General features: G+C 69.2%; 14 protein-coding genes. 9 read left to right on the forward strand and 5 right to left on the reverse strand.

What is annotated here, in order from left to right; translation table 11 throughout:
- The first annotated feature begins 26 nt into the window (after nucleotides 1-26).
- Entirely contained in the window at nucleotides 27-1,160 is a 1,134-nt protein-coding gene (locus tag NA10_RS00675) for a GuaB3 family IMP dehydrogenase-related protein (RefSeq protein ID WP_067561883.1), read from the forward strand.
- A gap of 83 nt (nucleotides 1,161-1,243) precedes the next feature.
- On the opposite strand, the gene NA10_RS00680 is transcribed toward NA10_RS00675, so the two are convergent.
- Nucleotides 1,244-2,095 carry an alpha/beta fold hydrolase gene (locus tag NA10_RS00680; RefSeq protein ID WP_067561886.1) on the reverse strand — a complete coding sequence of 284 codons (852 nt, stop codon included), beginning with the start codon at nucleotides 2,093-2,095 and terminating at the stop codon, nucleotides 1,244-1,246.
- 213 nt (nucleotides 2,096-2,308) lie between these two features.
- Between NA10_RS00680 and guaA the strand changes: the two genes are divergently transcribed.
- The gene (gene guaA / locus NA10_RS00685) at nucleotides 2,309-3,868 is read left to right on the forward strand and encodes a glutamine-hydrolyzing GMP synthase (protein WP_067561888.1); all 1,560 of its coding nucleotides are present in this window, start codon (nucleotides 2,309-2,311) and stop codon (nucleotides 3,866-3,868) included.
- A 144-nt stretch (nucleotides 3,869-4,012) separates the two neighbouring features.
- Here guaA and NA10_RS00690 read toward each other — a convergent pair whose 3' ends face one another.
- Genes NA10_RS00690 through NA10_RS36320 form a run of 3 tightly spaced genes read right to left on the reverse strand, consistent with a single transcriptional unit; the run spans nucleotide 4,013 to nucleotide 6,085 of the window.
- A complete protein-coding gene (locus tag NA10_RS00690) occupies nucleotides 4,013-4,213 on the reverse strand; it encodes a hypothetical protein (RefSeq protein WP_245676934.1) in 201 nt (66 codons plus the stop codon).
- Complete coding sequence (locus NA10_RS00695; protein ID WP_157555914.1) at nucleotides 4,206-5,861, reverse strand: PspC domain-containing protein; 1,656 nt, start codon at nucleotides 5,859-5,861, stop codon at nucleotides 4,206-4,208. The genes NA10_RS00690 and NA10_RS00695 overlap by 8 nt, the downstream gene beginning before the upstream one ends.
- Nucleotides 5,858-6,085 carry an MspA family porin gene (locus tag NA10_RS36320; RefSeq protein WP_157555916.1) on the reverse strand — a complete coding sequence of 76 codons (228 nt, stop codon included), beginning with the start codon at nucleotides 6,083-6,085 and terminating at the stop codon, nucleotides 5,858-5,860. The genes NA10_RS00695 and NA10_RS36320 overlap by 4 nt, the downstream gene beginning before the upstream one ends.
- 174 nt (nucleotides 6,086-6,259) lie before the next feature.
- Here NA10_RS36320 and NA10_RS00700 point away from each other — a divergent pair, with 174 nt between their 5' ends.
- Nucleotides 6,260-7,594 carry an ATP-binding protein gene (locus tag NA10_RS00700; RefSeq protein WP_067561896.1) on the forward strand — a complete coding sequence of 445 codons (1,335 nt, stop codon included), beginning with the start codon at nucleotides 6,260-6,262 and terminating at the stop codon, nucleotides 7,592-7,594.
- Between the two features lie 4 nt (nucleotides 7,595-7,598).
- Entirely contained in the window at nucleotides 7,599-8,246 is a 648-nt protein-coding gene (locus NA10_RS00705) for a response regulator (protein ID WP_067561899.1), read from the forward strand.
- Here NA10_RS00705 and NA10_RS00710 read toward each other — a convergent pair.
- On the reverse strand, nucleotides 8,243-9,403 hold the full coding sequence (locus tag NA10_RS00710) for a serine/threonine-protein kinase (RefSeq protein ID WP_067561902.1): 1,161 nt from the start codon (nucleotides 9,401-9,403) through the stop codon (nucleotides 8,243-8,245). The two genes, NA10_RS00705 and NA10_RS00710, sit on opposite strands and share 4 nt — an antisense overlap.
- Before the next feature lie 167 nt (nucleotides 9,404-9,570).
- Here NA10_RS00710 and imuA' point away from each other — a divergent pair, with 167 nt between their 5' ends.
- The 5 genes from imuA' to NA10_RS00735 all read left to right on the forward strand — a co-directional run bounded on the left by imuA' (nucleotide 9,571) and on the right by NA10_RS00735 (nucleotide 14,545).
- Entirely contained in the window at nucleotides 9,571-10,428 is an 858-nt protein-coding gene (gene imuA' / locus NA10_RS00715) for a DnaE2-dependent mutagenesis accessory factor ImuA' (RefSeq protein ID WP_067561905.1), read from the forward strand.
- 9 nt (nucleotides 10,429-10,437) lie between these two features.
- Nucleotides 10,438-12,063: a DNA polymerase Y family protein gene (locus NA10_RS00720; protein WP_067561907.1), complete on the forward strand. Its 1,626-nt coding sequence runs from the start codon at nucleotides 10,438-10,440 to the stop codon at nucleotides 12,061-12,063.
- A 116-nt stretch (nucleotides 12,064-12,179) separates the two neighbouring features.
- Complete coding sequence (locus NA10_RS00725) at nucleotides 12,180-12,935, forward strand: alpha/beta fold hydrolase (protein ID WP_067561968.1); 756 nt, start codon at nucleotides 12,180-12,182, stop codon at nucleotides 12,933-12,935.
- A gap of 81 nt (nucleotides 12,936-13,016) precedes the next feature.
- The gene (locus NA10_RS00730; protein ID WP_067561910.1) at nucleotides 13,017-13,577 is read left to right on the forward strand and encodes a YdeI/OmpD-associated family protein; all 561 of its coding nucleotides are present in this window, start codon (nucleotides 13,017-13,019) and stop codon (nucleotides 13,575-13,577) included.
- Entirely contained in the window at nucleotides 13,574-14,545 is a 972-nt protein-coding gene (locus tag NA10_RS00735; RefSeq protein WP_067561913.1) for a ferredoxin family protein, read from the forward strand. The genes NA10_RS00730 and NA10_RS00735 overlap by 4 nt, the downstream gene beginning before the upstream one ends.
- Nucleotides 14,546-14,648: the final 103 nt, after the last annotated feature.

Consider the following 14,648-nt stretch of genomic DNA (forward strand, 5'->3'; position numbering starts at 1 on the left):
GGCAATCAAACACAGGAGGACTCGCTATGCGCGATATGGTCGAGATCGGCATGGGCCGGACCGCCCGGCGCACCTACGAACTGGACGATATCGACATCGTGCCGTCCCGGCGGACTCGTTCGTCGAAGCAGGTGTCCGTGGCGTGGCAGCTCGACGCCTACCGCTTCGAGATTCCGTTCCTGGCGCATCCGACCGATGCGCTGGTGTCCCCGCGCTTCGCCATCGAGCTCGGCAAGGCCGGTGGGCTCGGTGTGATCAACGGTGAGGGGCTGTGGGCCCGGCACGCCGATGTCGAGGCCCGGATTCAGCAGCTCGCCGATGTCGCCGAGAAGGAGGGCACCGAGGCCGCGGTGCAGCTGCTGCAGCAGTTGCACGCCGCGCCGATGCAGCCCGAACTGCTCGCCGCCGCGGTCGCCGAGGTGCGCGCCGCGGGTGTGACCACCGCGGTGCGGGTCAGCCCGCAGAACGCGCGGGCGCTGACCCCGAGTCTGGTGCAGGCCGGAATCGATCTGCTGGTGGTGCACGGCACCATCATCTCCGCCGAGCATGTCGGCGACGGCGAACCGCTGAACCTGAAGACCTTCATCGCCGAATTGGATGTGCCGGTCGTGGCCGGTGGTGTGAGCGATCACCGCACCGCCCTGCATCTGATGCGCACCGGCGCGGCCGGTGTGATCGTGGGCTACGGCTCCATGCAGGGTGCGACCACCACCAATGAGGTGCTCGGCATTCGGGTTCCGATGGCCACCGCCATCGCCGACGCCGCCGCCGCGCGCCGCGATTACCTGGATGAGACCGGCGGCCGGTACGTCCATGTCATCGCCGACGGCGAGACGCTGACCTCGGGGCATATCGCCAAGGCCATCGCCTGCGGTGCGGACGCGGTCATGCTCGGCGTTCCGCTGTCCCTGGCGCAGGAGGCTCCGGGCGCGGGCTGGTACTGGCCGTCCGCCGCCGCGCACCCCTCGGTGCCGCGTGGCGCGCTGCTGCCGTACGCCATCGACGAGGAGCGCGTGCCCCTCACCCAGGTCCTGGACGGACCCTCCAACGATCCGTTCGGTTCGCTGAATCTCGTTGGCGGCCTGCGCCGTGCGATGGCCAAGACCGGTTACTCCGATCTCAAGGAGTTCCAGAAGGTCGGCTTGAACATTCGCGCATAGAGCGCAGACTCCTCGCCCCCTGTCCACGCGCCCGCAATGGTGTGCGGCAGGGGGCGAAGTCGTGTTCGGGTCGAATCTCGTTTCTACTGTTCGGCTTTGCGGGAGACGGGGGTCTCACCCGTGCGGACGCGGGGCGAAGTGACCGCTCTGGGGATGACGTTGTCGCGGAGGAAGTCCTGGATGGCGATATTGACCGGGAGCGGGTGGGTCATGCTGACGGTTTGGCGGGCACCCTCGATTTCGAGGTAGCGGGCGTCGGGGAGGCGGTCGGCCAGTTCGCGGGCGTGCGCGCGGGGGATGCCGGAGCGGGTGGGGTGGATAACCAAAGTGGGGCAGGTGATTTCGGCTAGTCGGTCGAGCAGGCAGTCGCGGGTGAGCAGGGCGCCCGCGGCCACCTCGGTGGCGTGCGCGTCGCGGGTCAGCCAGCGGCGGACCCAGAACGATCTATGCCCTTCGTCCTCGCCGATGAGGGAGTGCGCGAGATGGTTCGCCAGTGCGGGACGGACCGCGTCCTCATGCCATTTGTCCAGGAAGCGGCGGGCATTGGCGAGTTCGGCGCTGGTCGGTTCATGCGCTTCGGTGCTGACCAGCACCAGTGCCGAGACGCGTTCGGGAGCCAGCAGCGCGGTGCGCAGCGCGATGAAGCCGCCCTGCGAAATCCCGCCCAGCACCGCCTTTTCCACGCCTAGCTGATCCAGCACGGTGAGGGCGTCGCGGGCGCAGGTCCAGTACGTGAACGGCAGCCCCTCGTCACGGGTGTCGCCGTGTCCGCGGGCATCCCAGGTGACCAACCGGAATTCCGGTGTCAATGCCGCCCGCTGCGAGTTGAACATTGTTCTGTCCATGAGGAATTCGTGCCCCAGCAGCAGTACCGGCCCCTCGCCTCCGCTGTCCTCGTAGTGGATCTCGGCATCGATCGCACGGGCGAATGGCACGCAGTACACGATAGCCAGAACCTCTGACAAAAACCTTTGCTTTGTCACCCTCGGTGGTTGTCGGCCCGGCAGTACGGGTCGGAGTTCCCGGCCGCGTGGGGCCGGAAGGCTCTATGCGCTCTCCGGACACGGCAATTGATCTCGGCAGACACTGCAATCGATCTCGGGCCGGGCGGGTCCGGTGTGTTCTGTGTCGCTCTTTAGACTGATCGGGTGGCAGATACCCAGCGACCAGTCCTTGTTGTCGACTTCGGTGCGCAGTACGCGCAGTTGATCGCGCGCCGGGTGCGCGAGGCGAGTGTGTACTCCGAGGTGGTGCCGCATACCGCCACTGTCGAGGAGATCGCGGAGCGCCAGCCGCTCGCCGTGATTCTCTCCGGTGGTCCGTCCAGCGTGTATGCCGAGGGTGCGCCGCAGCTGGATCCGCGGCTGTTCGATCTCGATGTGCCGGTGTTCGGTATCTGCTACGGCTTCCAGGCTATGGCGCAGGCGCTCGGTGGCACGGTCGCGCACACCGGGACCCGCGAGTACGGGCGCACCGAGTTGAGTGTGGACGGCGGTGTGCTGCACGGCGGTCTGCCGACCCGGCAGCCGGTGTGGATGAGCCACGGTGACGCGGTCACCGATGCCCCCGCCGGTTTCGAGGTGACCGGCACCTCCGCGGGTGCGCCGGTCGCGGCCTTCGAGAATCTGGAGCGCCGCCTGGCCGGTGTCCAGTACCACCCCGAGGTGCTGCATTCGCCGCACGGCCAGCAGATTCTGAGCCGCTTCCTGCACGAGATCGCCGGTATTCCGGCCGCGTGGACGCCCTCCAATATCGCCGACGCGCTGATCAAGCAGGTGCGCGAGCAGGTCGGTGACGGGCATGCCATCTGTGGTCTGTCCGGTGGCGTCGACTCCGCGGTCGCGGCCGCACTGGTGCAGCGCGCCATCGGCGACAAGCTGACCTGTGTCTTCGTCGATCACGGTCTGTTGCGCGCGGGTGAGCGCGAGCAGGTGCAGCGCGATTTCGTCGCCGCGACCGGCGCGAAGCTGGTGACCGTCGACGCGGTGGACAAGTTCCTGGGTGAGCTGAAGGGCGTCACCGATCCGGAGGAGAAGCGCAAGATCATCGGCCGGGAGTTCATCCGGTCGTTCGAGGACGCGGTCTCCGAGGTGGTCGGCGAACAGGGCGAAACCAAGGTCGAGTACCTGGTGCAGGGCACCCTCTACCCGGATGTGGTCGAGTCCGGCGGCGGCACCGGCACCGCGAATATCAAGAGCCACCACAATGTCGGCGGCCTGCCGGACGATCTGGAATTCGATCTGGTCGAGCCGCTGCGCCTGCTGTTCAAGGACGAGGTCCGCGCCGTCGGCCGCGAACTCGGCCTGCCCGAGGAAATCGTTGCCCGCCAGCCCTTCCCGGGCCCGGGTCTGGCCATCCGCATTATCGGTGAGGTCACCCGGGACCGCCTGGACCTGCTGCGCCAGGCCGATGCCATTGCGCGCGAAGAGCTTACGGCCGCCGGTCTGGACAAGCAGATCTGGCAGTGCCCGGTCGTGCTGCTCGCGGATGTGCGCAGTGTCGGCGTGCAGGGTGACGGCCGCACCTACGGTCATCCGATCGTGCTGCGCCCGGTCTCCAGCGAAGACGCCATGACCGCGGACTGGACCCGCCTGCCGTACGAGGCCCTGGAGCGCATCTCCACCCGCATCACCAATGAGGTGGCGGAGGTCAACCGCGTGGTGCTGGACGTGACGAGCAAGCCGCCGGGCACCATCGAATGGGAGTGAGCCGGGAGCGACGCCGGTCGCGCGCGTGACTTTCCGGACAAACGAAGGCCCCCTCACCGCGGTGGTGAGGGGGCCTTCGGCCTTCTCGGAGGGCAGTCCTCGAAGGCGGGTGCGCTGCTCCGGCGAGGTGGGGCAGCGCGGGGACTAGTCTCTCTTCTTCGTGGGGGACAGAACAAGCACGATTCCGACAACGATCGCCGCGATCACGACAATCCAGCCGAGCGAAATACCCTCGGAGACCGGCCAGGAGCTGGGGCCGATGAAGGCCCAGACGCTCACGCCCAGTCCGAGCAGGCCCGCCAGCAGCAGTGAGAACGAGGGACGACGATTCTTCTGCTCAGCCACGCTGCACCTCCGCATTGCCCATCTGCACATCGACGGTCAGATTCAGGACCGGACCCGTTGCCGGACCGGACATTCCGCTCGCACAATTCGAATCACCCAGGCGCACCGTGCAGATGGTGTTCACCCGTAGATTCGGCGGCAGGATCACCCGCGCGTCGCCCATCCGCACCGACACTTTGGTGGCGTGATCCTCGGTGAGCGCCAATTTGCTCAGATCCAGGGTCGCCGAGCCCATGGAGACGTGGTATTCGGGCAGTAGTTCGGTGCCCGCGGCCGCGCTCCAGGAACGATCACCCACCGCGCCCTGATCGAATTGGATCGGGCCGATGAGCGAGGACAGGATGACGAATCCGGCGAGCGGGGCCAGCAGCACCATCAGGCCGTAGCCGCGGCGCAGGAACGCGCCGATGATCAGGCCGAGGGCGAGCACCGCCAGCGCGGCCGCGCCGATCCGGCCCGGGGTCATCCACTCCACGCCCGCCGCCGCCGCGGCCCCGGCCGCCGCCGCGGCCAGCAGTGAGAGGCCGATGACGACCGGTGTCAGCCGGGAGCGAGGTTTGCGCTCGGGGGTCTGCACCACCGGAGTCGCCTGTGCCGGAACGGGTTCGGGTAGATCCCAGGCCAGCGGTGCGACCGCGAAGGGGTCCCAGCCGGGCGGGGTCGGGCCGAAGTCGGGGGAGATCGGTGCGGGACCGTAGGCGAAGGACGGGCGTTCGCTCATGACCGGAATGCGGTGCAGGGCAGGCTCTCCGCGCTCCGCGGGTGTGTGCTCCGGGGCCTTCTCCACGGCCGTGCCGGTGTCCGATGAGGTATCGGTCCGCTCGGCGTCGGCTACCGAATCCGCCGGTGCGAGGCTTTTGCTCAGCACTACGGTGGCGTTGTCGGTTGGCGAGATCGCCGGTGCCGCAGCGGCTTCGGTTCCGGACGCGGTGTCCTGCTTGGTCAGCACGACGGTGTCCGCGTCGGCGGGTTGCTCGGCCTCCGAAACCGGCTGGGTGGCGAGGACTTCCGTGGGAGCCTTGGCCGCCCGCCGCTGATCCGGGTCCGGCACGTAGCTGTCGGGCAGTTTGGTGTACGGCCCGTAGCCGTCGAAAGGCGCTGTGGTGCCCGGATATCCGGTCCAGAACGGCGAAGTGGTGCCCGGAAAGCCGCCGAGGGCGGTCTCACCCGCCTGCTCCAGATAGCCGATCGGTGGTTCGGGCTGGCGCTGATGCAGCAGCCACCAGCCGGCCAGCATGAGTCCGAAGCTCACCACACCGGATCCGCCGAGGCCGACCCCGACCGGGCCCATGGTGCTGACGGCGATGCCCAGCGCCACCAGCAGCACGATGGTCTTGGATGAGGTCTGCGAGCTCTGCCCCCTGCCGAAGAGCGACTCCGCCGCCGAGGACTGGTCGCCGGCCTGGTTGAGCAGCAGCCAGCCGAGCAGGTAGAGCACGATGCCCGCGCCGCCGAACAGCGTCGACACCACGAAAGCGACACGGATCAGCACCGGGTCCACGTTGTAGCGGCGGCCGAATCCGGCGGCGACCCCGGCGATCGGCCCGTGCTGGGGCAGGCGCAGCGGGCGGGTCTGCCACATTTGGTGAATCTGTTCCGCGAATCCGGCACGCCCGGTGCCCCTGGACCAGTCGCTCGTTCTCGTCATGGGATCCATGGTGGTTGTGAGCCGGGTCCGGGCGCATCGGGGAACACCCTGAAAGTGGACCTGACTTGCCTGTCGGGGGCGGGAAATGGGCATAGCGTGATCAGGTCGCCGTAGACCGCGCCGCTGCCGCCGTCACCGTCGGAGCCGGCGGTGATGACGGTGTAGGGCCGCAGCGTGAGTTGGCCGCCGCAGCCGGTGACATCGAGGTGGAAATCCTTGTTCATCGGGTAGGCGAGGCTGCCGTCGCCGGAGCCCTCGGCGCGCCCTCACGCTCCGGACCGATATCCGACCAGTTCAGCCCCGCTTTCCCGGCCGGACCGGGCGAAACGTGGTCTCAGGGCCGGAATCGGGGTGTTTCCTGATGTCGCCCGTCGGAGCCGCATGCCAGTATCGGAGGCATGTATCCGTCCGCACCCCTGTTCGACCCTGCCCGCGGGGCGCTCGATCCCGCGCGCGGGTCCCTCGATACGGGCGGCGGTGCGCAGCCGCCGAAGCTGGTGCGGCGTTCGGGCGGCCGGGTGGTCGGCGGGGTGGCGGGCGGGCTCGCCGATCATCTCGGCATCGATGTGCTCAAGGTGCGCATCGCGTTCGTGCTGCTGTCCGGTCTGCTCGGGGCGGGCGTCGTCGTCTACGGCATGCTGTGGATCTTCACGCCCGGCGGTGGCGACGAGGTGCGCCCGTCCTCCTCGGAGCGGCGGCAGGCGGTCGGCCTGGTGCTGCTGGGTTTGGCGCTCTCGGTGGGCATGTCGTGGTTGTTCAGCGGGACGGCCGCGCATGTGGTGGGCCCGATCATCGTGGTCGCCATCGGTGCGGCGCTGGTGTGGCGCGAATTCGACGCGGACGGACCGAGATCGGTCATCGGACTGCCCGCGCGGCCGTCGGTGGTCACCTGGGCGCGCATTGTCGGCGGGGCCACGCTCATCGTGGTCGGGCTGGGTGTGGTGGTGCTGGCCCGGGTCAACTGGAGTTCGATGGGTTCGGCGCTGCTGGCGGTGGCGGTGACGCTGGTCGGGGCCGGACTGCTCACGGTGCCGCTGTGGCTGCGCATGGTGCGCGCGCTCAATGATGAACGGGCGGCGCGCATTCGCAATGACGAGCGCGAGGAGATCGCCTCGCATCTGCACGATTCGGTTTTGCAGACCCTCGCGCTGATCCAGCGGCAGGCCGAGGATCCGCACGAGGTGGTGCGGCTGGCGCGCAGTCAGGAGCGCGAGTTGCGCAAATGGCTGTTCGACGATGCCGGTCCGGCCGAGTCGAGTCTGGCGGCGGCGCTGCGCATCATCTCCGGTGAGGTGGAGGATCAGCACGGGGTGAAGGTGACGCCGGTGACGGTCGGCGATGTCTCCATGGATGTGGACGACAGCGGAATCGGCTTGCCCAAGGAGCATTTCACCGCGGTGCTGGGTGCGTCGCGGGAGGCGCTGGTGAATGCCGCCAAACATGCCGAGGTGCCCGCCATCGATCTGTTCGCCGAGGTGGAACCGCATCAGGTGAGTGTGTTCGTGCGTGATCGCGGTAAGGGTTTCGATGTGAACGCGGTCGAATCCGATCGGCAGGGTCTGACGCGCTCGATTCGCGCCCGCATCGAGCGCCGCGGCGGCAAGGTGGAGATCCTGTCCACCCCGGGGCGCGGTACCGAGGTGCGAATCATCATGCCGCGCAAGGATGGTGCGGACGAGCGCATAGTGGTGCAGCAGGAGAATCACGAGGGTGATGGAGCTACCACCGAATGAGGAGATGTTGTTGAGCGTCCGGGTCTTTCTGGTCGATGATCACGCGGTGTTCCGGTCCGGGGTGCGGGCCGAGCTGAGTCGCGAATCCGATATGGAGGTGGTCGGCGAGGCCGGCGGGGTGGCCGAGGCCATTGCCGGAATCAAGGCGACCGCACCGGATGTGGTGCTGCTCGATGTGCACATGCCCGATGGCGGCGGTGTAGCGGTGCTGCAGGGGATCGAGACGGGGCCGGTGTGCTTGGCGCTGAGCGTCTCCGATGCCGCCGAGGATGTGATCGCGGTGATTCGCGCGGGTGCGCGCGGCTATGTCACCAAGACCATCTCGGGTCCCGAACTGGCGGACGGCATTCGCCGGGTGTCCGGGGGCGATGCCGTATTCAGTCCGCGCCTGGCCGGTTTCGTGCTCGATTCGTTCACCGGTAAGTCCCCGGTCCCCGAGCCGCCCCTGGATCCGGAGCTGGATTCGCTGACCCCGCGCGAGTTGGAGGTGCTGCGCCTGCTCGCGCGCGGCTACACCTACCGCGAGATCGCCGAGAACCTCTTCATCTCGGTGAAGACCGTGGAAACCCACGCCTCGAACGTGCTGCGAAAGACCCAGCAGTCCAACCGGAATGCCCTCACCCGCTGGGCACACCGCCGCCGAATCGACTAGAGCGCCACCAAGACCACGATGATGATCAGCAGGCCGATGAGCAGGCCGATCGCCACCGCGAGGGGTCCGGCATTGGGGCCGAGTTTGGCGAAGTCGAACGACGTGGTCTTCGACTTCGGTGGTGGCGCGGTGGCCGTCGCGGCATTGTTGCGCTGCGGCCGGGGCAGCGGGCTGGAGTTCGGGCTGCGCAGTCCGGCGGCGGAGTTGCGGGCCGCCCAGGCCGGAATGGTGCCGTCGTCGGTGCGGACGGGTGCGCCGAGAATATAGGGCGCGGTGCCGGGACCGAATGCGGCGGTGAGGATTTCATTGCGCGCCTCGGCCATGGTGGGGCGGCGCTGCGGTGCGGGCTCCATCATGTGCAGCAGCACGCTGGTGAGCGGTCCGCTGCGCTGCGGCGGAATGATCTGCGCCATGGCGGCGCGCTCCACGATCACATCGCTGTCCTCGTGGAAGCCGTAGGGCGGCTGCCCCTCGATGGCGGTGTACAGCGTTGCGCCGAGCGAGAATACGTCGCTGGCGGCGCTGGGCTGGGTGCCGCGCGCGACCTCCGGCGGCAGGTAGGCGGGTGTGCCGGTGATGACGTCGCCGGGATCGTCGGTGGCATCGCCCGCACCGCTGGAGATGCCGAAGTCGCTGAGCTTGACCATGCCGACCTCGTCCCCGCGATCGGCGACGAGGATATTGCCGGGCTTGATATCGCGGTGCACGATGCCCGCCGCGTGCGCGGTGGCGAGCGCGTCGGCGACCTGCGCGCCGATCTGTGCCACCTCGATGGGCGGGAGCGCGTTGGCCAGCGAAAGTGCTTTGGCCACACTGCGAGAGGGCAGATATTCCATGACCAGCCAGGGTTCACCGGCCTCGAGCACCACGTCGTAGACGGCGATGGCGTGCTCGTGTGAGAGCTTGGCCGCGACCCGGCCCTCGTGCATGATGCGCTGGCGCACCTCGCGCGCCTCGTCCTCGCTGAGTCCGGCGGTGGTGAGCACCTGTTTGATGGCGACATCGCGGTGCAGCAGCCGGTCGGTGGCCAGCCATACCGCGCCCATGCCACCGCCGCCGAGCTTGGATTGCAGGCGGTAGCGACCGGCCACGAGGTAATCGGGGCCGACGATGGGACGGGCGCGTTCGGTCACGGGTGCAGGGTAGCGGAAAACCATCCTGACTGGCCTGCTTCGAAGCTCGAGGTTTGCGCCACTGCCTCTTGACGCGCGCCGACACTCGAGTTCTACTGTGCATGAATCGAACATATATTCGATTAAGATAGGTAGCTGGATCGGTGCTGTCTCGTCGGGCTCGGACATCGGTTGGGAGAGGTGGTCCATAGATGGGTGCGGCGGAGGCGAAACAGGCGCAGCTCGCGGAGCTGCGGCGGCGAATGGCGGCGATTCCGGCGCGCGGTGCGGAGACGGCCGCGCGCAGGCCGGCGGCGGTGGGTGCGCCGCCCCGGCCGCTGCCCCCGGTGCCGGGTGCGCCACCGGGGGTGCGGGAGCGGCCGGACGGTGCGTTGCGCGGGCTTGGGGAAGACACGCGAGCGCTCACCGAATCGCTGCGACGGGAGGCGCTGCCGGTGCCCCCGGTACTCGAAAGTCTTTTGCCCGAAGGCGGTTTGGCGAAGGGTTCGGTGGTGCTGTACCGCGGTGCGCACTCACTGCTCTCGGGTTTGCTGGCCGCGGTGACGGGGTCCGGCGCGTACGCCGCGGTGGTGGGTATGCCCCGGCTCGGCTTGCTGGCCGCGGCGGAGATGGGCGCCCGATTGGATCGGCTGGCGGTCGTCGCCGATCCGGGCTCCGACCCGCTGGAGGTTGCCTCGGTTTTGCTGGACGGTCTGGATCTGGTTGTCCTGGGCCTGAATGGGGCTTCCATACCCATATCGCGCACCCGGGTGCTCACCGCGAAGGCACGCAGTAAGGGCGCCACGCTGGTGGTGACCGGTGGTTCCTGGGCGGGTCCGGTGCTGCGGATCGATGCCGAGGTCACCGGCTATTCCGGGCTGGGGCGCGGCTGTGGCCGATTGCGCACCGTACTGCTGAATGTCTCGGTGCACAGTCGCTCCGCGCAGCCGCGTACGGGGCATCTCACGCTCTGTCCGGGCGATGGCCGGGTCGAGTGGGTGGACACCCGGCAGACCGTGGCCGCGAATCACGATGCGGCCGAACCGTTCACCCGCCATGCCGTCTCCTGACCGTCCGCTGTGAAGACGCGGCGGGTGGTGGCGCTGTGGTGCCCGGATTGGCCCGCCGTGGCCGCGGCCGCCGAGGCGGGTGCGCCGGTGACGCGGCCGGTGGCGGTGCTCGCGGCGAATCGGGTGGTGGCGTGTTCGGCGCTGGCGCGGGCGGAGGGGATCCGGCGCGGGCTGACCAAGCGGGAGGCGCAGGGACGCTGCCCGGAATTACTGGTGGCGCAGGAGGATCCGGATCGGGACGCGCGCCTGTTCGAACCGGTGGTGGCGGCCGTGGACGCCACGGTGCCCGGGGTGGAGGTGCTGCGGCCCGGACTGCTGGCGCTGTCCGCGCGCGGTGCGGCGCGGTTCTTCGGGTCCGAGGAGCTCGCGGCGGAGCGATTGGTGGACGCGGTGGCGGCGGTCGGCGTGGAGTGTCAGATCGGTATCGCCGACGAACTCTCCACCGCCGTGCTGGCGGCCCGCCGCGCCGCCATCGTCCCGACCGGCACGGGCGCGGAATTCCTTGCCCCGCTACCGGTCTCGGAGTTGTCGGTGGAGCCCGCGCTGGCGCCGCCGCGGCGCGCCGAGCTGGTGGATCTGCTGCACCGCCTGGGTTTGCGGCGGATCGGTGATTTCGCCGCCCTGACCCCGGCGGAGGTCACCTCCCGCTTCGGTTCTGATGCCATTGCCGCGCACCGCTGTTCCCGCGCCGAACCCGAGCGGCCGCCCTCGGCGCAGACCCCGGCCCCCGATCTCACCGTCGAATACCGTTGCGACCCACCGATAGAGCGGGTGGATGCGGCGGCCTTCGCCGGTCGCCTGCTCGCCACCCGCCTGCACGAGGCGCTGGCCGCGGCGTCGGTGGCCTGTACCCGTCTGGAGATTCACGCGGAAACCGAATCGGGTGAACACTTCTCGCGGATCTGGCGCTGCGCCGAACCCCTCGCCCCCGACAGCACCGCCGACCGGGTGCGCTGGCAGCTCGACGGCTGGCTCACCCGGCGCTCGCTGGATCGTGCCCGTCGTGCGCGCCGGGATTCCCCCGGCGCACCGGAGATTCCGGAGTGGGACGACGCCCCGAACGATCCGATCACCCTGCTGCGGCTGGAGCCGATCGAGGTGGTCTCGGCGGGTGCGCTGCAATTGGGCCTGTGGGGCGGCGTCGGCGAGGACGAGGAGCGCGCCCGCCGCGCGCTGCTCCGTGTCCAGGGCCTGCTCGGCGGTGATGCCGTCCGGCTCGGTGTCCTCAGCGGCGGTCGCGGCCCGGCCGAACGCGTCACCCTGGTCCCGCTCGGCGAGGAGCCGGTCCCCGCCGCCGATCCGGCCCAGCCCTGGCCGGGCCGTCTCCCCGAACCCGCGCCGACCGTGGTGTGGGCGACCCATCCCGAGGTCCGCCTGGAGGATGCCGATGGCACGCCCATCTGGGTCACCGACCGCGGTCTCTTCACCGCCGATCCGGCGCGACTGCACTGGGGCCGCCGTTCCTGGCAGCTGGTCGGCTGGGCCGGACCCTGGCCGCTGGACGACCGCTGGTGGAGCCATCGGGTCCAGCACGGTTTCGCCGCCCGCGCCCAGGTGCAGTTGGACCAGGACAAACGGGTCCTGCTGCTGCTCGGCTACGACCTCACCTGGCACGTCGAGGGCCTCTACGAATGACCCCGGGCATCGGTCATCGGGAACCCGTGGTGTTCCCGGTGATCGCCTGACCGGTCGCTATGGCGATCGGCACACCCTGCGGCGGGCCTCGGGGCGGGTCCGTACGCTGGTTGATCGTGGAGTTGACGGTTGCGCGCGAGGCGTTCGGGGACGTGCTGATCGCCTATCGGGATTCCGGGGCGGGGGCGGCGCACACCGTGCCGGTGCTGCTGGTGCACGGGATGGGCGGGGACGGGCATACCTGGGATCGGTTCGCGGCGCGGCTGGTGCGGCAGGGGCGGCGGGTGATCATTCCGGATCTGCGGGGGCATGGGCGCAGCGCGCATACCGATTCGTATCGCTTTCCCGAGTTCGGGGCGGACATCCTGCGGCTCTGTGATCGGCTCGGGCTGGATCGGGTGGATCTGATCGGGCATTCGCTGGGCGGCTACGCGGTGTCGTGGGCGGCGATGGAGCGGCCGGAGCTGGTGCGCCGGTTGGTGATCGAGGAGCAGCCGTTACCGCTGCGTTCGGGGGATGAGCAGGTGACCTTCACCCGGCGGCTGCCGTCGGTGCCGGAGCTGTGGCATGCCACCACCAGTCTGCTGCGGCATCCGCGGGCGGTGCTCGCCTTCGATCGGTCCATGACGGGTGTGGCGCTGGAGCAGTTCCGCAAACCGTATCCGGAGTGGTGGGAGGGGCTGGCCGAGATCACCGCGCCGACCCTGTTCCTGCGCGGCGGGCCGGGCGGGATGGTCGATCCGGTCAAGCTGGAGTCGATGGCGGCCGCCGTGCCGGACTGCACGGTGCGGGCGTTCGGCTGCGGGCACAGCATTCATCGCGATCGGTATCACGAGTTCGAGGCCGCCGTACTGCCGTTCCTGGGGCAGTGAGAACGTCTCGTAGGTAATTGGACATATTGCGTTTTCCGGGCACCGAACACCGGCGGTTCGGGCGGAATCTACAGTGAGACGGTGTCCGCACTCGAGCGTCCTACCCTGTTCTTCGCCGATGAGCAGTCGTTTCGGGACTGGCTGACTGCCAATCACGCCGCCGTGGACGGCATTTGGCTGAAATTCGCCAAGAAGGGCTCCGGCTACCGCACGCTGGACCACTCCGCCGCACTGCGCCAGGCGCTGTGCTTCGGCTGGATCGACAGTCAGGCGCGGACCCTGGACGAGGAGTTCTATCTCGTCGGATTCACCCCGCGCCGCCGTCGCAGCCCCTGGTCGCAACGCAATCAGGGTTTGGTCGCGGAGTTGATCGAGCAGGGTCTCATGCATCCGGCCGGGCAGGCCGAGATCGATCGTGCCAAGGCCGACGGCCGCTGGGAGAACGCCTCCGGCCGGGAACTGCCGGAGGATTTCCTGGCCGCGCTGGCCCGGCATCCCGAGGCGGCGGCCTTCTTCGAAACCCTGCCCATGCAATCGCGCATCGCAGTCGGCTACCACCTCGGCAGCGCCGTCCGCCCGGAGACCCGGGCGCGCCGGTTGGAGCAGTTGATTCGCAAACTCGCCGACGGACAGCCGCTATGAGCTTCGACGGACTGTCGTGTTCGGCTGCCGCGCTGGAGATTCCGCTCCCCGGCAGCGCGACGCGCATCACCGGCTGGCTGTGCGTGGAACAACCCGGCGCGTGGGGACGCGATGTGATCGGCGATGAGGTGCTGGGTCCGGAGATCACCGCCGATCTGGCCGCCCGCACCAAGGCCGCGCAGGTGCGCCCGACCCTCATTCGCCGCCCGGGGCGCAATGAATTCAACGGTGTGCGAACGGTTCTCATCGCCAGCTCGCGACCGCAGGGATCGTGGTGCGAACGATTCGAGATCGCCGACCTGAAAGAGCTGCTGGATTTTGATCTGCATCTGCTCAACGGTCCCGCACCGGGAATCGGTGTGCGCGTGGATGATCCGCTGATCCTGGTGTGCGCGCACGGAAAACGCGATCAGTGCTGTGCGCTGCTCGGCCGCCCCATAGCCGCGACCCTGGCCGAGCGCTACCCCGATCGGGTCTGGGAGTGCTCGCACACCGGCGGTCACCGCTTCGCGCCCGCGGTCGTCCAGCTCCCGACCGGCCTGACCTACGGTCGCCTGGAAGCGGATTCGGCGCTGGCCATGGTCGCGGCCGCCGACCGCGGCGAGGTCTCCCTGACCGGGTTCCGCGGCCGCAGCTGCTACACCCCGGTCGAACAGGTGGCGGAAGTCGCTGTCCGCCAACTGATCAGCGATGCGACCTATACGGCCGAGGCCGTGCGACCGACCGCCGGTGACTCCGATGCGGCGGTCCGCGTCGACGATCTCACCGTCGAATCCACCGACATCGACAGTGCCACCGCGAGGGAGCCCGCCACCTGCGCGGGCGCCGCGACCGTCACCCATCGTGATGGCCGCCGCTGGCTGGTCACCGCCCGCACCGTCGCCTACGCCCCGCGCCAGGCCAGCTGTGCCGCCGGGCCCAAACCCGCCACCGCCGTGGTCGCGGATCAGGTCCGGCCGCTGTCCTGAGCGTTAGCGCAGGGTGATCGCGGTGAGCGCGTCACGCAGCGCGGAGTCGATCGGCGGGCGGTCCGCTGCTCACCGAGGAGGACGGACCGGTGTAGCCGGGTGG

This window comes from Nocardia acidivorans NBRC 108247, assembly GCF_001625085.1.
Lineage (GTDB): Bacteria > Actinomycetota > Actinomycetes > Mycobacteriales > Mycobacteriaceae > Nocardia > Nocardia acidivorans.